The sequence below is a fragment of the Paenibacillus oryzisoli genome (genome assembly GCF_050467285.1).
GTDB lineage: Bacteria > Bacillota > Bacilli > Paenibacillales > NBRC-103111 > Paenibacillus_E > Paenibacillus_E oryzisoli_A.
This window is the reverse complement of the sequence record NZ_JBCMUN010000017.1, coordinates 1-19,899: the sequence shown is the minus strand read 5'-3', so window position 1 is coordinate 19,899 and position 19,899 is coordinate 1. Positions and strand designations below refer to the sequence as shown.

Here is a 19,899-nt window from a genome sequence, read left to right as displayed (position 1 = left end):
AGGGAACGCGGCAAGAGCAGATGGGCTGTAAGAGGTTCGTGCGAGTGCCGCGTTTTTTGCTTTGCCTATATAGCTTCATTACCATATCCAAAGGAGATGAATTCATGTTTAAAAAGCAAGCAGTTACTCGCGCGTCAAGCACGGTACTGGCGGCATCGCTTGTGGCGTCCAGCCTTGGCGGAGCGCTCCTGTTCCCTGTATCGGCAGCGGCTGCGCCGACTGTCGTCAACATCAACGGCGCCGACGTCGGCAGCACGTACGAAGGCGTCGGGGCGGTATTCAGCAACGGCATGACGAAGCTGCTGATGGATTACCCTGCCAATCAGCGGGACGATTTGCTGAAGTTTTTGTTCAAGCCGAAGTTCGGCGCTTCCCTTCAGCATGTGAAGGTCGAGATCGGCAGCGACGTCAACTCGTCGTCGGGCACGGAACCGAGCCATATGCGGTCGGCGACCGATTTTGACATTACCCGGGGAACGAATTTGTGGGCGGCGTAGCAGGCGAAGACGCTTAATCCGCTTATCGAGCTCGAAGCGCTGCGATGGGGGACACCGTCCTGGATTTCGAACGACAGCGACCTCTATACGTACTACAAGAAATTCCTCGATGGCGCGAAAGCAACCTATGGCCTGGATTTCAACTATCTCTCTGTGGATAAAAACGAAAATACAAAAGCTTCCGATTGGAGCACGACCGGCGCAAGCCGCAACTTCGTCGTGAATACGCTGCGGCCGAACTTGACGGCGGACGGCTATGGCAGCGTCGGTCTCGTGGCGGCAGACAGCAACGTCGGCTGGTTTATCGCTGATAAAGCGGTGGCGGACTCTGCGCTCAAGAACTCGCTGGTCGCGATGAATATCCATTACAACCAGACGAGCACTGCGAACGCCCAGGCGACAGGGTTGAAGTTGTGGGATGGCGAGGATTTGGCGCCTTCGCGCAAAGATTTTGTGAAAGGCTCGCTCGACATGGCGAGCCGAATCATTCGCATGTATGCCGTCGGGAAGATGACGAAGTACGAGATGCATCCGGGCATTGAAAGCGCGTATACCAATACCCCTTTTACGTACAAAAGCATGATCGTCGCCAACACGCCATGGACGGGACACTACGAGATCACCAAAGGGCTGTGGACGGTTGCGCATTTTACCCAGTTCTCCGGGATCGGTTGGAAGTATATCAACAGCGGCAATTATTCGGATGACCGTGGCGGTTACATGATGCTCAAAGATCCAACCTCGAGCAACTGGAGCCTGATCGTCCTGAACACGGGCGCGACGCCGAGGGAGTACACCTTCAATCTGTCTGGCGGACTGTCGACGGGGACGATTCGTCCTTGGAAAACGACCGAAAGCGCACAATTCATCCAGCAAAGCAGCATCACGCCTTCCGGTGGCTCATTCACCGTGACGATTGATCCGTATTCGATCTATACGTTTACGACAACGACCGGTCAGCAGAAGGGGACAGCAACCTACTCGAATCCATCCTCCGCAGCGTTTCCGTTGGCGACGGATTATACGGATAATTACGACAGCTACAGCGTTGGCAAAGAGCCGGTTTATTTCTCCGATCAAGGCGGCGCTTTTGAAGTGGCGACAGAAGGCAGCGGCAAGGTGCTCGAGCAGAAAATTACAGCAGCGAACAAACCGGTCGATTGGAAATATCGTTCGACGCCGGAACCTTACTCCATCATGGGCAGCCCGGAATGGCGTAACTACGAAGTGCAGTCCGATGTGAAGCTGACCAGCTCCACCGGTTATGTGATGATCGGCGGGCGTGTCAATCACAACCGAAAGACGATTGCGGACGAAGGCTCGGATGTGCCGGGTGACGGGTACCAGATCCAGATGCATGAGAATGGCGCGTGGCAACTCAGAGCGGGAACCCGTGAGCTGGCCTCCGGCACGTACAGCAGCTTTGTGCCGAATACGTGGTACACGATGAAGCTGCGGTTTAATGGAACGAACATCAAGGCTTACATCAACCCGGTATCGAACCCAAGCAGTGTGACGCAGCTCGCCAGTATAACAGATACGGACTTCCCGAGCGGCCAGGTGCAGCTTGGCGGCGGGTACAACTCCGCGCGTTTTGATAATCTTGTCATTCGCAAGATTGACAGCGCGACGCAAGTCGAAGTTGGGCGTTACGATAACGCAGACCCGGCGATCACGTATGTCGGCGCTTGGGAGTACGTGGCTGCGGATTACGAGAACTACTACCGTTCGCAGGTCGGTTCCCGCACAGCGGGGGATAAAATGCAATTCGCATTCAACGGCACGATGGCTATGGTACTGGGAACGCGCGATGTGGACGGCGGCCAAGCGGACGTCTACCTCGACGGCAGCACAACGCCGGACGCGACCATCGATACCTATGCCCCGCAGAAAGAGGACCGCCGGGCGTTCTATACGGTATCTGGTCTAAGTGTCGGCGATCATACAATCAAAATCGTGCCGAAAGGCACACACACGACCGGTTCCATCGACAACTTCGTACGGATGGATGCCGTAGAGGTGATCGGCGGCGCCAATACCATCAGCAAGATGGATTACGAGTATATCCATGATACATTCGGTACGGTAAGCCCCGGGCAGTTGCCACCGAACTGGGCGATTGCAGCCGATTCCGGCGTGACCGCAACTGTGGAGCTGGACGGCACGGCGCAGAAGCTGCGCCTGAACGACACCGTGCAGGCGAACAATGCGACGCTCGAGCGTAAAATCGCACCGGCGAGCGGCACCGTCACCTGGGAGTTCGAGTACAATCGCACGACATCGGTCGGCAGTTGGAATCGGTTCCTGCTCAGCAACAATGGTACAAACGGCATTGAGCTGTACGACACCGATGTGTTTGGCTTCGCTTACGCCAAGCCGGACGGCAGCAAAGTCACGTTGGCGACGCTGACGCCAGGCACGAACTACGACATTAAGGTCGTAGCCAATACGGCAACACAGACCTTCGAGGTGTGGATCGACGGCGTGAAAAAATCACCTGCGACCCCGCCGACCTTCACGAATGCGGTGCCTCAATTTGACCGGATGCGCGTGATGACGGCAACCTCCAATACAGCGACGACGACCGCTTACTTGGACAACGTCAGCCTTACCGCCCCAGGCGGCACGAGTCAGGCCGTCATCAAAGACACGTTCGACGGTTATCCGAACGGTACATTGGCCGGCGACCCGCTGACCACCATGGGCACGCGAAACATTCAGGTGCTCGACTGGACCGTCACAGGCGCTGACAGCGCGCAGACGTGCAAAGTCGATACCTCCATGCCCGGCGGCGGCAACAGCTCCTTCAAATGCACGGATACGCTGACCACCGATCATGTGGAGGCGACGCGCGACTTTGACCGTAAGCTGGACGGTACCGTGACCGTGGAGTACAAATTCAAACAGGATGCCGTCGGCAAATGGACGCGGTTCTTCGTCTCGAACGGTCTTGACAGCGCCATTGAAATCTACGATTCGTCCACCGCAGGCGGACTCGCTTTCAAGGACAGCGCAGGCAGCGAAGTCCTGCTGGGCGCGATCGCACCAAATACGTGGTACAGCGTCAAGCTCGTCATCGACGTCGACGCCCGAACGTTCGACGCCTTCCTGGACGGTGTGCCGAAGCTGATGAATCAGACGTTTACAAACAGCAGCTTTACAGGGCTCGACCGCGTCTTGTTCAAAACGGCTGACAGCACGACAGGCTTCAATCTGTGGCTGAACGATGTGAAGGTGACGTTGCAGTAGGTTTTGATGCAGGCACCCTTCTCTGCCTTCGGGCGGGGGAGGGTGATTTTTTTGGAGGGGGCAGCAATGTTGCAACGCGCGCGGATCCTGGGCGGTCGGCACATGGCGGTCGGTTAAACCCGTCAGATTAGGCGCAACGGCCGTACTCGCCGCCGATCTTCCACCGCTCAGCCATCACCGTGCCCTGCCTATGCGCTTGCGACCACTGATCTAATGAACTGGAATTTCTCCCGTACATTTTCGCATTTTGGCCCGAATCCGGCACTGAACTGGATTTCTTCCAGTATATTTGGCCGTTTGGCAGTCTTCCTCCGAAAATGACTGAAATGAACTGGAGGTTTTCCAGTTCAGCTGACACGGGCGCCGTTTCCAGGCAAAATAAGCTGGAGCTTTTCCGGTTCATGGACACGCAAAGCCTCTTAACTTGCGGATCTCGTCTGGCGGACACGTTCTCTGCCCCTGGACAAACGGTGTCATTCTCTTGCTTCCCAGCATCCGGTCAGCTATTTTTACACCTCCACCTGAATATACATAGTAGCATCAACGAAAAAGGACTGATGCGCATGCGCTCCGGGTACGGCATGTTCCAGCAGCCCTCGGCGAGGCTGCGCCTGTCGCCGCATATGCGTCAGACGATCACACTGCTCAAGCTCTCGACCCCTGAGCTGCTGGAGGCGATCCAGCAGGAAGTGACTGACAATCCGGCGCTGGACTACGCCGGAGAGAGTGATTTCGGCTGGCCGCCAGGCGGCAGCCGGGCTTTAAGGCGGTCGGGGCGCGACACCGCAGCCGCCGCAAATGCCGCCGACCCGCTGCGCCATGTCGCAGCGAACGACCTCTCGCTCGAGCGCCACTTGAGCGAGCAGCTCAACATGCTCCCGCAGGCCGAGCTGCCGCCCCAGCGGCTCCGCATCCTGCGCTTCCTGATCGGCAGCCTGGACGCGAGCGGCTACCTCACGCTGTCGGTGCAGGAGGCGGTAAGCCTCCTGCGGACAGCGCCAGAGGCGGTCGAGGCAGCGCTCGCCGTCCTGCACAAGCTGGATCCGCCCGGCGTCGGCGCGCGCAGCTTGCAAGAGTGCCTGCTCCTTCAGCTGCATCAGGTGCAGGAGCGCAGCCGCCAGGTGGCAGCGGAGCTTATCCGCTGCCACCTGGCGGACATCGGCAAGCGTCCGCTGCCGATGTTAGCGGCGAGGCTGCGCACCTCGCCGCAACAACTGCAAGAGGCGCTTGACGAACTCAAGCGCCTCAACCCAAGGCCGGGCGCGCCGTTTCACCACGCCGGCCCAACACCTTACATCGTGCCCGAGGTGATCCTCGAGCCGCACGATGATGGCATCGCGGTCTTCGCCTGCCCGTCAGCATGGCTCAGGCTTTCGTTAAGCCGCGATTATGAGCGGCTGCTGCACGCCCCCGCCCATGACGAAGCGGGCGCATTCGTGCAGGGCAAGTGGAACACGGCACGCCTGTTCCTCCGCAGCCTGGAGCAGCGCAGGGACACGATTCTGCGGGTGGCCTGGGCGATTGCCGAAGAGCAGGCCGACTATTTGCGCCAAGGCCCTGCTGGGCTAAAGCCGCTCACGCTGAGGGAGATCGCCGATCAGCTCGGCCTGCATGAATCGACCGTCAGTCGAGCGGTGTCGGGCAAGTATGCGCAGACGCCGTGGGGCGTCAGGGAGCTCAAAGCCTTTTTCGCTTCCGGTTTGCAGACGGATTTGGGCGACATGGCTTCTTCCGCTTCTGTCAAAGCTCAACTACAATCGCGTATTCTCGAAGAGAACCACGCTTATCCTTACTCCGACCAGCGGCTGGCAGAGCTGCTGCAGCAAGAAGGCATCCGCATTTCCCGGCGAACGGTAGCCAAATACCGAGAGGAGCTCGGCATCCCGCCTTCCACGCAAAGAAGGCGCCTATAGGCGCCTGCAATCCGAAACCGTCAGGGGTGCTAAATGTTTGTCACGGGGTGCTCAGTGTTTTGCACCAAAGATTCATATCCTCGAACTTGTCGTAAATGTCGCAATTTTTGGTGAGCCGCCCCGTATACGTATACTGCATGTGATGAAAAACGGCATTCATGCCAAAAGAAAGCGCTCTTGCAAGTGAATACGAACAGGAGACGCCTTGGGCAATCAGCTCATCCTCCAAAGCATGCAGCAGAAGGCGCATCAACCCTTGACTACGGTAGGCGGGGAGCGTTGCGCAATCTGTCATCTCCGCGTTGGCGTAGATCGTGTTCACCTCAGCGGAGGCGGCGCTAATCAATTGTTTCTGGCATTCCACCAGATAATAAATGGTGCCGCCCTCCATCGTTTTCGCAACATAGTGGGGATCATTCATTGGCGTCGGATACGTTTGAAAAACAGTGCGATACAGCTCCGAAAGCCGCTCCGTATCGGACTCGTCGGCGAGTCGGAGCTGAAACCGCTCGGGTACCGGCGGGCGCTGCGTTTTGCGGGGAAGCTCGAGCACCTTGCCGAGAATCGCATCTTCTTCCATCCAATAATCGCTGGTGCGCCGCTCCCGGTCATAGTACACCGCCATACAGTAAGCATCGCTGCCGAGAAAATAGCCCTTATAAATCCCTTCGAGCATGCACCCTTTGGACAGCAACTTCCGCCAATCGTCCTCGCGCGACTTGATGAACACCTTCGTAAGCTTCAGGGCTTGCGCCTTTTCCGCCACACGCGCGTACATCCGATCCACATTTCCATAATAATCGTCCACCCTCAGCCGTTTATTCGTATAGTCCAGGCAAAAGCTGACCGTATAATCCCTGCCGTGCTCCACCTTGTTCACATACCCGCGCCGTTCCATGGACATTGGGCACACACACTCCCTCCATCTTCCTATCATGGTTATATGCATCATATGGAATCGAAAGAAGCGTTCTCCCGCCCAAAAAAAGTTGAAAGGAGGCCCTGCGATGCCTTGTGTCTGGTGTGATGCCGAAGCTACACAGGATAGTGTGAAAGACTGCTACTGGATCCTGCCCGACGGGAAAAAAGCAATCCAAATCACAGACGTTCCCGCGATTGCGTGCCCGGCCTGCGGCACCTACGTGCTGGAAGCGACCTCCCAGCTTATTGAGGAAAAACTTTACTGGCATGACGTCGCTGCGCTGGGCAGCGTGTTCAGCTACTCGGCGCTTATGAAAGCGCCACGGGTACAGAACTGGTTTCTCAAATAACGCAAGCATGCGCCCGGATGGAGATCAACTCGGAGGTGACTATGAGATGCTGCGCGAGCATTTAATCAAACCGATTTTGGGACACAAATACCCGACAATCGCTTACGGCCAAGGCGTGTTTCTCTATGATGAGGACGGCAAGGTGTATCTCGATGCTTCCTCCGGCGCTGTCACAGCAGGAATCGGGCACGGCGTGCAGGACATCATTGACGCGATGCAGGAGCAAGCGGGCAAGGTGTCCTTCGTGTACCGTTCTCAATTTACGAGCGAACCGGCCGAGGCGTTGGCTGCAAAATTAAGCGATCTGGCCCCCGGGCAAGACTACTGGTCGTTTTTTGTAAACAGTGGCTCCGAAGCGACGGAAACGGCGATGAAAATCGCCATTCAGCACTGGCAGGAGCAAGGACGTCATGGCAAAAACAAAGTGATCTCCCGCCGCATGAGCTACCACGGCATCACGATGGGGGCGCTGTCGATGTCCGGGCACACGCTGCGCCGACGCCGTTTTGTGCCGCTGCTGGAGGACTTCCCGGTCGTCGCTCCGCCGTACTGCTACCGCTGCCCGCTGCACAGCGTGCATCCGTCCTGCGGTATGGCGTGCGCGGACGATCTTGAGACGGCGATTCGGCGCATCGGCACCGAGCATATCGCTGCGTTCATCGCTGAGCCGATCGTCGGCGCCGCCGGGGGGGCGCTCACGCCGCCGCCCGGCTACTACGCTCGCATCAAGGCGATTTGCGAGCGCCATGAACTGCTGTTCATCGCCGACGAGGTGATGACCGGCATTGGCCGCACCGGGGCCATGTTCGCGATGGAGCATGACGGCGTCGAGCCCGATCTCATCGCGCTCGGCAAAGGCATGAGCGCCGGCTACACGCCGATGGCGGCGACGATGGTCAAAGACCACGTCATGGCGCCGATTCTGCAAGGCTCGCGCAGCGTCATGGCCGGCCATACGTACAGCGCCAACCCGCAGTCGGCGGCGGTGTCCCTGGCCGTGCTGCACTATATCGAGCAGCATGGGCTTGTGCAGCAGGCGGCCGACCGGGGCCGCTATCTGCTCGCGAAGCTGCAGCAGCTGGCGGACGGCATCCCGATCATCGGGGATGTTCGGGGCAGAGGGCTGCTGCTCGGCATCGAATTCGTGCAGGATCACGCCACGAAAGAGCCGTTTCCCGCAGCCGCAGGGCTGACTTCTCGTGTAATCGAGAAGGCTATGCAGAAGGGGCTGCTCGTGTATCCGGCATCCGGCGCCATCGACGGCGTTGGGGATGCGATCCTGGTCGCGCCGCCGATGGTGATTACCGAGGCGGAGCTGGATTTGCTCGCGAAGCTGCTGGAAGCGGCAATTCGCGAGGTGATGGATGAGTTGGCGCCTCCCGCGCCCGATGCCGATACGGAGGTGACGTAAGCCTATGAACGCGAGTTTGCCAAACAAAGTGAGCACGCTGGAAGAAGCGCTCTCCATGATTAACGACGGCTGCACCTTGATGTACGGCGGTTTTGGCGGCATCGGCAACCCGCCGACATTGATTGACGGCCTGATGGCCAAAGGCGTCAAGGACCTTACCATCATCGGCAACGACACCGGGTTTCCGCATATTGGCATCGGCCGGCTCGTCACCGCTGGCCGGGTGAAGAAAGTGATTGCTTCGCATATCGGCTCGAATCCTTTTGCAGGACAAAAAATGGAAGACGGCTCCATGGAGGTCGAGTTCTTCCCGCAAGGTACGCTGGCGGAAAAAATCCGTGCCGGCGGCGTCGGACTTGGCGGCATCGTACTCGATGTCGGCGTAGGTACGATGATGGTGGAGGGGCGACAAACCGTCGTACTGGACGGGAAGACGTATATCGTCGAGCCGGCGTTGACAGCGGACGTTGCCATCGTCCACGCCAGCAAGGCCGATCCATACGGCAATCTCGTCTACGACAAAAGCGGCCGAAACATGAATCCCCTGGTCGCGATGGCTGGGCGCTTCACGATTGCGGAAGCCGACGAGATTGTGCCGCTTGCCGAGCTGGATCCGGAGAGCATCGTGACGCCAGGTATTTTTGTCGATATGGTCATTCCAAGCAAAGGAGTGAATTGGTCATGGGTATGGGAAAAGAAAGCCGTGACCGAATAGCGAAGCGGGCCGCCCAGGAGCTGCGCAGCGGCATGGTGGTGAACCTCGGCATCGGCATCCCGACGCAGGTGGCGGATTATGTGCCAGCGGGGCTACAGGTCGTTTTTCATGCGGAGAACGGCATTCTGGGGGCGGGCGGCGCGCCGGAGCCGGGGAGCGAGGATGCGTTTCTGTGCAACGCCGGCGGCTATCCGGTGACGGTTGTGGAGGGGGCGTCCTATTGTGACAGCGCCATCGCTTTTGCCATGATTCGCCGGGGACGCGTCGATCTTACGATTCTCGGCGCTCTGGAAGTGAGTGAACAGGGGGATCTTGCGAACTGGATTGTACCGGGGAAGCGGGTAGCGGGCATCGGCGGGGCGATGGAGCTGGCGCAGAAAGCTCGGAGGGTCATTGTGCTGATGAATCATGTCAACAAGCTGGGGGAATCCAAAATCCGCAAAGCTTGCGAACTGCCGCTGACCGCGCCTCGGTGCGCCGATCTCATCATTACCGAAATGGCGGTGATCGAGGTGACGGAGGAGGGACTGCTGCTGCGAGAGGTGATGCTGCCGTACACGGTGGAAGAGGTTATTCAACATACCGAAGCTGAGCTGCGGCTGGCAGATCCCATCCTGTATATTCCGTAATGCTTACACTTCAGGCAAAAGGAGGCGATCCCTTTGGCAGAGGCGAAGGAGAACGTCGAGCTGAAAGGGCAGCTCCATCGCTGGTTGGAGCAGTACCGAGAAGAAGGAATCGAGCTGCTCCAACAGATGGTGCGGCTGCCAAGCACGCAGGGGAATGAGCAGGCCGTGCAGCTTCTGGTTGCGGATCAGCTACGGGAGCTGGGCATGGACGTGGAGGTGTGGGAGCCGGAAGGGGAAGCGCTTGGCGCGCACCCCTACTTCTACTCTCCGCGCGCCCAGTTTGCCGGCTCCCCAAACGTCGTCGGGGTGCTCCAAGGCACAGGCGGAGGTCGATCCCTGCTACTCAACGGGCATGTGGACGTCGTGCCGGCTGGCAGCCTCGCGCAGTGGGATCACGACCCGTTCAGCGGCGCCGTGGTGGACGGCAAGCTGTACGGGCGCGGCGCCACGGATATGAAGGGCGGGAATGTGTCGCTGCTGCTGGCGCTTCGGGCTGTGCAGGGGAACGGCCTTCGTCTGCGGGGCGATGTGATTTTTCAAAGCGTCATCGAAGAAGAGAGCGGCGGCGCGGGTACTTTGGCGGCGATCCTGCAGGGTTATAAAGCCGATGCGGCGCTCATTCCGGAGCCGACGAATTTGCGGATTTTTCCGAAGCAGCAGGGCTCCATGTGGTTTCGGATTGAGGTAAAAGGACGCTCCGCTCACGGCGGGACCCGGTATGAAGGCGTCAGCGCCATCGAGAAAAGCATGATCGTCCTGTCTCATCTGCAAGAGCTTGAGGCGCAGCGAAACGCGCGGGTTACCGACCCGCTCTACGCGGACAATCCGATCCCGATTCCGATTAACATCGGGGTCATCGAGGGCGGCAGCTGGCCGTCGTCCGTGCCGGACGTCGTCAAGATGGAAGGGCGCATGGGTGTCGCGCCGGAGGAGAAACTCGACGATGCGAAGCGGGAGATGCAGGAGTGGCTTGCTCTTTTGCCCGTAAAAGATCCGTGGTTTGCCGCACACCCTCCGGAGCTTGTTTGGTTTGGCGCCAGATGGGTGCCAGGAAGTGTCGATCCGGGGCACGCGTTGATGCAGGTCCTGATCGAGCAGTTCCGGGAGGTTCGCAGCAAGGAGCCGGTCATCGAGGCCGCGCCTTGGGGGACGGATGGGGGTCTTCTCACCGTGTTGGCGGATACGCCTTGCGTCGTTTTTGGCCCAGGCGTTACACAGGTCGCGCACTATCCAAACGAGTACATCGTGCTCGACGATGTGTTTCAGGCTGCGGAGATCATCGCGCTGACCTTGCTTCATTGGTGCGGATGGGACAGAATGGAGGCATGACGATGGGTTTTATTCAAATGAAGACCGCCCTGCCGGGGCCGGAGGCGAGCAAGCTGCTGGAGCGGCGTGCTGCAAGCGTGCCTCGGGGGCCTTTCAATACGGTGCCGACTTTTGCGGCTAAAGGAGAGGGAGCGCTCCTGACGGATGTGGACGGCAACACGTTCATCGATTTTGCAGGTGCGATCGGGTGCTTGAATGTGGGCCATTCGCCGCCCCGCGTGGTCGAAGCGTTGAAGGCACAGCTCGATCAGTATTTGCACCCGAGCTTCCACGTGGTGATGTATGAGCCGTACATCGCGCTGGCGGAGAAGCTGAATACGATTACGCTCGGCGATCATCCGAAGAAGACGTTTTTCCTGAACAGTGGAGCGGAAGCGGTGGAAAATGCGGTCAAAATCGCGCGCAAATTTACCGGACGCCGAGGTGTTATTTCGTTCGAGCGCGGATTCCACGGCCGGACGTACATGGCGATGTCCTTGACGAGCAAGGTGAAGCCGTATAAGAATGGCTTTGGCCCTTTTGCTCCGGATACGTACCGAATGCCTTATCCGTACTACTACCGGGCGCCGGACGGCATGACGCCGGACGAGGTGGACGATGGTCTGCTCCGACGGTTCGAGGATTTCTTTTTGTCCGAGGTGCCGGGGGAGGATGTGGCGGCGGTGATTCTTGAGCCTGTGCAGGGCGAAGGCGGCTTCGTCATCGCATCAACGCGATTTATCCAGGGCGTACGACGCATTTGCGACAAGTATGGCATCCTGCTGATTGCCGATGAAGTGCAGACGGGCTTCGGGCGTACGGGCCGCATGTTTGCGATGGAGCATCACGGCGTCGTGCCCGATCTCATGACGATGTCCAAATCGATTGCCGCCGGACTCCCGCTCAGCGCTGTGACTGGCCGGGCCGACATCATGGACGCCCCGGGCGTCGGCGAGATCGGCGGCACGTATGGCGGCAGCCCGCTCGGGTGTGTCGCAGCCTTGCAGGTGATCGCGATGCTGGAGAAGGAGGGCCTCGTTGGGCGGGCATCGGCGATCGGCGCAGCCGTACAAGAGCGCTTCCTCCGGCTCCAGCATAAGCATGCCTGCATCGGCGATGTCCGCTCGCTCGGTGCGATGAGCGCGATGGAGCTTGTACAGGACCGGGGTACGAAGCTGCCGGATAAAGAGCTGACGGCGCACGTGCTCCAGGCGTGTCATCAGCGCGGGGTGATTTTGATGAGCGCAGGTATCTATAGCAATGTGATAAGGATGCTCTGCCCGCTTGTTATCACGGATGATCAGCTCGCGGAGGGACTGGATGTCATTGAGCAGGTGTTTGCGGAGCTGCAGCCTTGAGTGATGACTGTTTCATAACCAAAAATGCTGGTATGGTGGAACATCGCGACAATCATGTTCGTCGGTGTGGATTACATGGAGCACCCGCTCATGAAGATCAAAGCCTGCAAAAAAGCAGGAAATTTCATCCTCCCCCACCCAATTCTGAGAAATACCTGCGATTGTGCAGGTATTTTGGGCCAGACGGCTTCTTTTTGAGCAAACTCATCTTAAAACCTGCACTTTCGCAGGAATTGCGTAAAAAACGCCGTTTTTTCGAAAAATTCCTGCATTTTTGCAGGAGTTACGTCGGCCCCATGTATCCCCCTTAGATTAGTCGGATAAGAAAAGAGGTCTACAGCATGAAAAAGCAATTATGGATTGGCGGCCAGTGGCTGGAGGCGCGTGAGCACCGCCCCCTCAACGCGCCATACAGCGGAGCGCACCTGGCGGACGTCGCTTATGCGGACGCGGCCGAGGTGGAGCAGGCGATCGCGGCTGCCGAGGCGGCGCGCCCACTGATGGCGCGTATGCCGGCGCATGAGCGGGCCGCGATTCTGGAGCGGCTGGCGGCGCTCATCAGCGCGAACGCCGAGCGCTGCGCGGAGCTGATCGCGCTAGAAGCGGCGAAGCCGATCACGACGGCGAAGCAGGAAGTGGCGCGCACGATCGCCACGTACAAGTTCGCCGCCGAAGAGGCGAAGCGGATTCACGGCGAGACGATTCCGCTCGACGCCGCCCCGGGCGGCGAGGGGCGGATCGCCTACACGATGCGCCAGCCGCTCGGCGTTGTAGCGGCGATCACGCCGTTCAACTTCCCGATGAACCTCGTGGCGCATAAAGTCGGGCCGGCGATCGCGGCAGGCAATACGATCGTGCTCAAGCCGGCTGGGCAGACGCCGCTGACCGCGCTCCTGCTCGCGGAGCTGCTGGAGCAGGCTGGGCTGCCGGCCGGCGCGCTGAACGTCGTGACCGGTAGCGGCAGCCTGATCGGCGACCTCCTCGTGACGGACGTGCGCGTGAAGGCGGTCACCTTCACGGGCTCGCCCGAGGTCGGCATCGCCATTCGCGGCAAAGCCGGTCTCCGCCGAGTCACGCTCGAGCTAGGCTCGAACTCGGCGCTGCTGGTGGATCAAGGCGTCGACGTGGACGCCATGATCGCAAGAGCCGTCACCGGGGCCTTCTCCTTCGCGGGCCAGGTGTGCATTTCCATTCAGCGCATTTATGTGCATGAAGCGCTGTTCGATGCGTTTGTGCAGAAATTCGTCGCCCAAACGGCAAAACTGCGCCTCGGCGATCCGTTCGATCCGGCGACGGACGTCTCGGCCTTGATCAGCGCCCGCGACGCGGAGCGCGCGATGGCGTGGATCGCCGAGGCCGAGCAGCATGGCGCCGTTGTCGCGGCTGGCAACTGGCGCGACGGCAACGTCGTGGCGCCGACAGTGCTGCTGCACGCGCCGGCGTCGACGCGCGTCGCCTGCCAGGAGGCGTTCGCGCCAATCGTCCTCATCAATCGGATCGCCTCCATCGAGGAGGGTATCGCGTTGGTGAACGACTCCCGCTACGGTTTGCAGGCAGGGGTCTACACGAACGATCTTCGCACCGCCTTTGCCGCTGCGGAAGCGCTGGAAGTCGGCGGTGTGATGATCAATGACATTCCGACGTTCCGGGTGGATCACATGCCGTACGGCGGGGTCAAGGAAAGCGGCACGGGGCGCGAGGGAGTGAAGTATGCAATCGAGGAGTTAACGGAATTGAAGTTGGTAAGTTTTCGAAAATAGTGTACGATAGTACGATAGAACGGGAGGACGCACTCAAGCGCAAGCGAGGGGAGCGTCCTTCGACGTTCGGCCGGAAAATGAGGCCAAGCGACTATCGTTCACTGGAAAGGAGAATTGGCATGGAGGTTGGATTTTTGTTGCGTGTTATCCTGGCCGGCGTTTGCGGCGCGATTATCGGCTACGAGCGCAAGAGCAGGATGAAAGAAGCAGGCATTCGCACCCATTTCGTCGTTGCCGCAGGGGCGGCACTGATGATGCTCATTTCCAAATACGGATTTGAAGATATGATCGGTAAAGAAGGCGTTGCGCTCGACCCGTCGCGTGTTGCGGCGCAAGTCGTCAGCGGCGTCGGATTTCTGGGAGCCGGCATGATTTTTATGCAGAGGCAAACCGTCAGAGGGCTGACAACGGCGGCGGGGATTTGGCTGACCGCTGGCATCGGCATGGCGATCGGCGCCGACCTGTACATTGTCGGTATCGGGACGACCGTGCTCATTTTAATTGCACAGAAATTATTACATAGCAGGATCCCATGGCTGGCTTCACCCAAGACCGAACAGTTGTCCATTCGCCTGCGCGATGAACCGGGAGCCGCCCAATTCATTCAGCAATTTCTCAAGGAAAGAGACCTCATTATTTTACATTTTCATAGCGAAAAATTGCTGGAATCCGCCGAGCTTGTGCTCGACATTACCATCAAACTGCCTGCGAATTATGAAATGAATAAATTGCTGCCGCTGATCCAGGACGCGCCCTTTGTTCATGTCGTTGAAATGCAATAAAAGGATGTGACGCATGCAACCTGTACCTAAGAAGGCGAGATAACCCTCCAGACTTGTCTGCAGGGTTATTCGGCATTCAGGCTATCTTTTGCATGATATTTCGAAAATACAACATAATGATAAATGATCACAACATAGTGACATTGGAATTTTCACAAAATGTCTCTATGATTAGGATAATCAGGAGGCGATAGTACAATGAAAAAACCTAACATTTTGTTGATTACGAGCGATCAGCAGCATTGGGATACGATCGGCGCTTTTAATAAAGAAATCTCCACTCCGAATCTCGACCGATTGGTTCGTGAGGGAACGACGTTCAATCGCGCTTATTGCCCAAATCCGACATGTACGCCGACAAGAGCGTCCATCATTACCGGCATGTATCCGAGTCAGCATGGGGCATGGACCCTGGGCACCAAGCTGCTGGAGGACCGCCATGTCGTCACGGAGGATTTCAGCAAGGGCGGCTATCAGTCCGCGCTGATCGGCAAAGCACATTTTCAACCGCTCCGTTCGTCGGAGGAATATCCTTCACTGGAGTCGTATCCTGTCCTTCAAGACCTGGCGTTCTGGAAAAATTACAAAGACAAATTCTACGGCTTCGACCATGTCGAGTTGGCCCGTAACCATACGAATGAAGCACACGTGGGTCAGCATTATGCGATTTGGATGGAAGAGAAAGGCTGCAAAAACTGGAGAGACTACTTCCTGGCGCCAACCGGCACGATGGACCCTAATCTGACGTACAAGTGGCCGATTCCGGAGGAATATCATTATAATACCTGGATCGCGGAGCGTTCCAATGCCATGCTGGAGCAGTACAAGGAGAGCGACGAAAGCTTCTTCCTGTGGAGCTCTTTCTTCGATCCGCATCCGGAATATTTGGTGCCGGAGCCGTGGGATACGATGTACGACCCGTCCAAGCTGACCGTTCCGTCCATCACGCCGGGCGAACATGACAAGAACCCGCCGCATTTCGGCTTGACGCAGGAAGAGAACCCAGACTTCTCTTATTTAAAAGAAGACCAAAGCTTTGAAGTGCACGGTTATCATTCGCATCACTATTACCACTATGGCGACAAGCACCGCATTACGGACGAGCACAAAGCGAAGCAAATGGCCGTCTACTACGGCATGATTTCCATGATGGACAAATACATCGGCAAAATCCTTGATAAGCTCGACGAACTCGGCTTAGCCGATAACACCATCGTCGTCTTCACGACGGACCACGGTCATTTCTTCGGACAGCACGGCCTGCAAGCGAAGGGCGGCTTCCATTACGAAGACCTGATCAAAATTCCGTTTATCGCCCGCTATCCGGGGCAAATTCCGCAAGGCGAGCAGAGCGCAGCGATTCAATCGCTGGTCGACCTGGCGCCAACATTCCTGTCGTTCTGCGATCTTCCGATTCCGCGGACGATGACCGGCGTGGATCAGAGCCAGGTTTGGCTGGGGAACAAGGAGCAGGCGCGCGATCACGCCATTTGCGAGTTCCATCATCAGCCGACGACCATTCATCAGAAAACGTACGTCAACGAGCGCTACAAAATCACCGTCTACTACAACCAGACGTACGGCGAAATTTTCGACTTGCAGGAAGACCCTGGCGAGATTAACAATCTGTGGGATGACCCGGCTTCTGCAAGCCTCAAGACAGAGCTGCTGCTCAAGTACGCATGGGCCGAGCTTGGCAAAGAGCCGCTTCCAATGCCGCGTATTTGGGGCGCTTAGGAAGTGAAAAAGGAGTCACCGACCGCATGAACCGCGGTGGGGTGGCTCCTTTTTTCGCTGTGGCTTGCACCTACACGCCGCTCTCCTTCTGCTGCGCCTTCATCAGCTTATCCTTCATCTCGTCCCGCTTGCCGCGCCGGTCCTTCAGCGAAGCATGATCCGGCGATGACAGGTACGCCTTCCGGCGACCGATGCGCCGCAAATTTTCTGGCACCAAGTTGAATTTTTCATCTTTCATCAGGGCGATGATTCCCGTGCTCTCCGGCTGCGCAATCACGCCGTACACTTCATTGAAGTACGCATCGGCGCGGTCCGGCACATAGTTCTTCGGCTCCGGATAGCCGACGATGACGCCTTCGTAGTTGCGCAGGATCACCTTATCCTGGCTTTGCGATAGGAGGTAATTCGGCTGCAGCGCGATTTTGCCGCCGCCGCCAGGCGCATCAACGACGAAGGTTGGCACCGCATACCCGCTCGTATGCCCCCGTAAGGACTCGATAATCTCCAGTCCTTTTGAGACCGGCGCCCGGAAGTGCCCGATGCCCTCCGAGAGGTCGCACTGGTAGATGTAATAAGGGCGGACGCGGATTTTGACCAGCTCATGCATGAGCTTTTTCATAATATAGGTGGAGTCGTTGATGCCCGCCAGAATGACGGCTTGGTTACCAAGGGGCACCCCGGCATCGGCCAGCATCGCACACGCTTTCTTCGCCTCCTCCGTAATTTCGAGCGGCGTGTTGAAATGCGTGTTCAGCCACACCGGATGATACTTCCGGATAATGGAACAGAGGTTCTCCGTAATCCGCTGCGGAAAAACGACCGGCGCCCGCGTCCCGATCCGAATAATTTCCACATGGGGGATCGCCCGCAAATTTTTCAGAATATACTCCAAAATATTATCGTTAATCAGCAGCCCATCCCCGCCCGAGAGCAAAACGTCCCGCACCTCCGGCGTATTCCGGATGTAGGCGATCGCGTCGTCCAGCTGCTTTTTCGGCACGCCCATGCCGACCTGGCCGGAGAAGCGCCGCCGTGTGCAGTACCGGCAGTACATCGAGCACTGGTTCGTCACCAGGAACAGCACCCGGTCGGGATAACGGTGCGTCAGCCCGGGCGTCGGCGAATCCTCATCCTCGTGAAGCGGGTCTTCGAGGTCGTATTTCGTTTTCAGCAGCTCCGCCGAAATCGGCACGGATTGCATCCGAATCGGGCACCGCTGGTCATCCGGATTCATTAATGAAGCATAGTAAGGCGTAATATTCAAAGGAATCGTCTGCGTCGAGATGCGAACGCCCTCTTCTTCCTCGGGGGTCAGGTTCACAACCTTTTTCAAATCGTCCAAGGAACGAATCGTATGCGTCAACTGCCACAGCCAGTCATTCCATTGCTCATCCGTCACGTCTTTCCAGAGCTCGATCTGCTTCCAGTCACGTCGTTCCATCGCTGCACCTCCAGTAGTGATGTTGGCTCACTAGTAGTGGATGCAAGAAGCGTGCCAACCGTTCCCGGATTGAGGTTATTTTCTCACGATGCCGTAACTTTTCAGCTTATACTGCAGCGCCTGCCGTTTCATTCCGAGTGCCTGCGCGGTAAGCGTGACATTGTAGTTGTGCTCGGCCAGCGCCCGTTCGATCGCTTCCTTTTCCAGCTGTTTCACCTTTTCGGGGAGACCGGTTCGCGGAGGAGCAGCGTCCAGCATCTTAACCGGGGGCATAGGCGGAACGAGGGAAGCGGGCAAATGGCTTTCTTCAATAATATCGCACTCCGGCTCCATCATATTATACGTCGATTCAATGGCGTGGCTGAGCTCACGTACATTCCCGGGCCAAGCATACTGAAGCATCCGCTCCATCGCGTCCGGCGCAACGCCCGTCACTTTCATATCGAACAGCGCGTTAAACGTTTCTATAAAATGCTGCGTCAGCAGCGGAATATCGTCTTTGCGCTGGGCGAGCGGGGGGAGCGTCAGATTGACCACATTCAGCCGATAAAAAAGATCGCTGCGCAGCACGTTCCTCGCCAGCGCCTCGGTCGGTTCGATATTCATCGCGGTGATGATGCGAATATCGACCTGCTGTTCCTTCGTCCCGCCGACGCGGCGAACGAGGCCGTCCTGGAGCACCCGCAGCAGCTTCGCCTGCAGGACAAGATCAAGGCTGTTGAGCTCATCCAGAAAAAGCGTGCCGCCATTCGCCTGCTCAAACAAGCCGGCTCGATCGATCGCGCCCGTAAAAGCACCTCGCGCCGTCCCGAACATGATGCCCTCCATAAGCTCACCGGGCATCGCTGCGCAGTTCTGCGCGATAAAAGGTCGGCTCCTGCGGCTGCCCGCATTATGGATGCTCTGGGCGACGAGTTCCTTGCCCGTCCCTGTCGGCCCGCAGATGAGGACGGGGGAGCTTGTACGTGACGCTTTTTTGGCAAACGCGATCGTCCGCAGAAAAGCAGGATCGCTCCCGATCAGATCGCTGAAATGGTAGCGAGCGGAGCCGGCTGGCTTTTTCCTGCCCGGAGCCTCATAGATTTGATGCCGGAGATCGAGAATCTGGTCATGGAGATGCATGATGCTGGTGATGTCCTTGGCCACTTCCAAAGCGCCGATCATGCGGCCGTTTTCCGTGAGTGGATAGGTGCTGTTAATGGTCGTGATGCGTTTGCCGGTCATGCTGACGTAGGTTTGAATCTTTTCGCTGATCTCCGTACCCGTGTTGAGGACCTTCGTTAATGTGCTCGTTTCTTGCGTCAGGGAAGGGAAAAGCTCAAACACATTCTTTCCCAGCACCTGCTCGCGCTGCAGCCCGTCTGTCTCCGCCATTTTGTCGTTATAGAAAACGGTTATTCCCTCATCATTAATGAGATGCACACCGACATCGAGCAAATTGAGCACTTTTTCAAAAAAAGCCGATCCTTGATCACGCTGTCCTGACACGATACTCACCCCAGCTTCCAGGAAGGTTTCGCTTCATTAGTATGCCGGCGTGGGACGGAACAGAAGACAAGTTTCATGCAGATTTTTAAAATGGAAAAATAAAACATTGCCACGGTCGTGGGGCGCGTGCTATATTATCACCTCGGCCGCAAGACGGGCCGACAAGCGCGAAAAAGAATTTTAAAAAAGTGCTTGCAATGATGCGATGCAATATGATATATTACATTTCGCTGCTTCGGAAGCGCGGCAGTGCACGAAAGACATTGATCTTTGAAAACTGAACAACGAGTGAGTAAGCAAATCGGTTGAGCAATCAACCATAATGAGATTGAAAAATCTC

15 protein-coding genes and 1 pseudogene are annotated in these 19,899 nt (G+C 57.6%); 12 read left to right on the top strand and 4 right to left on the bottom strand.

The window, feature by feature from the left end; translation table 11 throughout:
- Positions 1 to 20: 20 nt before the first annotated feature.
- Both ABE504_RS25690 and ABE504_RS25685 read left to right on the top strand, forming a co-directional pair.
- Positions 21 to 1,142: pseudogene (locus tag ABE504_RS25690) on the top strand (hypothetical protein); the annotation flags it as partial.
- 75 nt (positions 1,143 to 1,217) lie between these two features.
- Positions 1,218 to 3,746, top strand: coding sequence for a family 16 glycoside hydrolase (locus ABE504_RS25685; protein ID WP_430094483.1), 2,529 nt, complete (start codon positions 1,218 to 1,220; stop codon positions 3,744 to 3,746).
- Between the two features lie 127 nt (positions 3,747 to 3,873).
- Here ABE504_RS25685 and ABE504_RS25680 read toward each other — a convergent pair whose 3' ends face one another.
- On the bottom strand, positions 3,874 to 4,149 hold the full coding sequence (locus ABE504_RS25680) for a hypothetical protein (protein WP_430094369.1): 276 nt from the start codon (positions 4,147 to 4,149) through the stop codon (positions 3,874 to 3,876).
- Positions 4,150 to 4,309: 160 nt separating this feature from the next.
- Between ABE504_RS25680 and rpoN the strand changes: the two genes are divergently transcribed.
- Entirely contained in the window at positions 4,310 to 5,659 is a 1,350-nt protein-coding gene (gene rpoN / locus ABE504_RS25675; protein ID WP_430094366.1) for an RNA polymerase factor sigma-54, read from the top strand.
- Between the two features lie 40 nt (positions 5,660 to 5,699).
- On the opposite strand, the gene ablB is transcribed toward rpoN, so the two are convergent.
- On the bottom strand, positions 5,700 to 6,563 hold the full coding sequence (ablB, locus tag ABE504_RS25670; RefSeq protein WP_430094363.1) for a putative beta-lysine N-acetyltransferase: 864 nt from the start codon (positions 6,561 to 6,563) through the stop codon (positions 5,700 to 5,702).
- Between the two features lie 103 nt (positions 6,564 to 6,666).
- On the opposite strand from ablB, the gene ABE504_RS25665 reads away from it, so the two are divergent.
- From ABE504_RS25665 to ABE504_RS25625, 9 genes are all read left to right on the top strand, one after another.
- Positions 6,667 to 6,930, top strand: coding sequence for a YokU family protein (locus ABE504_RS25665; RefSeq protein WP_430094361.1), 264 nt, complete (start codon positions 6,667 to 6,669; stop codon positions 6,928 to 6,930).
- 46 nt (positions 6,931 to 6,976) lie between these two features.
- Positions 6,977 to 8,341 (top strand): aspartate aminotransferase family protein, encoded by a 1,365-nt coding sequence (locus tag ABE504_RS25660; protein ID WP_430094358.1) that lies wholly within the window; start codon positions 6,977 to 6,979, stop codon positions 8,339 to 8,341.
- Between the two features lie 4 nt (positions 8,342 to 8,345).
- Positions 8,346 to 9,056 (top strand): CoA transferase subunit A, encoded by a 711-nt coding sequence (locus tag ABE504_RS25655; RefSeq protein WP_430094356.1) that lies wholly within the window; start codon positions 8,346 to 8,348, stop codon positions 9,054 to 9,056.
- On the top strand, positions 9,023 to 9,685 hold the full coding sequence (locus ABE504_RS25650; RefSeq protein WP_430094353.1) for a 3-oxoacid CoA-transferase subunit B: 663 nt from the start codon (positions 9,023 to 9,025) through the stop codon (positions 9,683 to 9,685). Before ABE504_RS25655 ends, ABE504_RS25650 begins: the two co-directional genes overlap by 34 nt.
- A 33-nt stretch (positions 9,686 to 9,718) precedes the next feature.
- Complete coding sequence (locus ABE504_RS25645) at positions 9,719 to 11,014, top strand: peptidase (protein WP_430094351.1); 1,296 nt, start codon at positions 9,719 to 9,721, stop codon at positions 11,012 to 11,014.
- Positions 11,011 to 12,351: a 4-aminobutyrate--2-oxoglutarate transaminase gene (gene gabT, locus ABE504_RS25640; RefSeq protein WP_430094349.1), complete on the top strand. Its 1,341-nt coding sequence runs from the start codon at positions 11,011 to 11,013 to the stop codon at positions 12,349 to 12,351. The genes ABE504_RS25645 and gabT overlap by 4 nt, the downstream gene beginning before the upstream one ends.
- Positions 12,352 to 12,692: 341 nt before the next feature.
- The gene (locus ABE504_RS25635; RefSeq protein ID WP_430094346.1) at positions 12,693 to 14,111 is read left to right on the top strand and encodes an aldehyde dehydrogenase family protein; all 1,419 of its coding nucleotides are present in this window, start codon (positions 12,693 to 12,695) and stop codon (positions 14,109 to 14,111) included.
- A gap of 119 nt (positions 14,112 to 14,230) precedes the next feature.
- The gene (locus ABE504_RS25630) at positions 14,231 to 14,893 is read left to right on the top strand and encodes an MgtC/SapB family protein (RefSeq protein WP_430094343.1); all 663 of its coding nucleotides are present in this window, start codon (positions 14,231 to 14,233) and stop codon (positions 14,891 to 14,893) included.
- Positions 14,894 to 15,091: 198 nt separating this feature from the next.
- A complete protein-coding gene (locus ABE504_RS25625; protein WP_430094340.1) occupies positions 15,092 to 16,630 on the top strand; it encodes a sulfatase family protein in 1,539 nt (512 codons plus the stop codon).
- Positions 16,631 to 16,700: 70 nt separating this feature from the next.
- Here the strand turns inward: ABE504_RS25625 and ablA are convergent, their stop codons facing one another.
- Positions 16,701 to 18,071, bottom strand: a complete 1,371-nt coding sequence (gene ablA, locus ABE504_RS25620) for a lysine 2,3-aminomutase (protein ID WP_430094337.1) — start codon at positions 18,069 to 18,071, stop codon at positions 16,701 to 16,703.
- Positions 18,072 to 18,146: 75 nt separating this feature from the next.
- Positions 18,147 to 19,559 carry a sigma-54 interaction domain-containing protein gene (locus tag ABE504_RS25615; protein WP_430094334.1) on the bottom strand — a complete coding sequence of 471 codons (1,413 nt, stop codon included), beginning with the start codon at positions 19,557 to 19,559 and terminating at the stop codon, positions 18,147 to 18,149.
- Positions 19,560 to 19,899 lie beyond the last annotated feature (340 nt).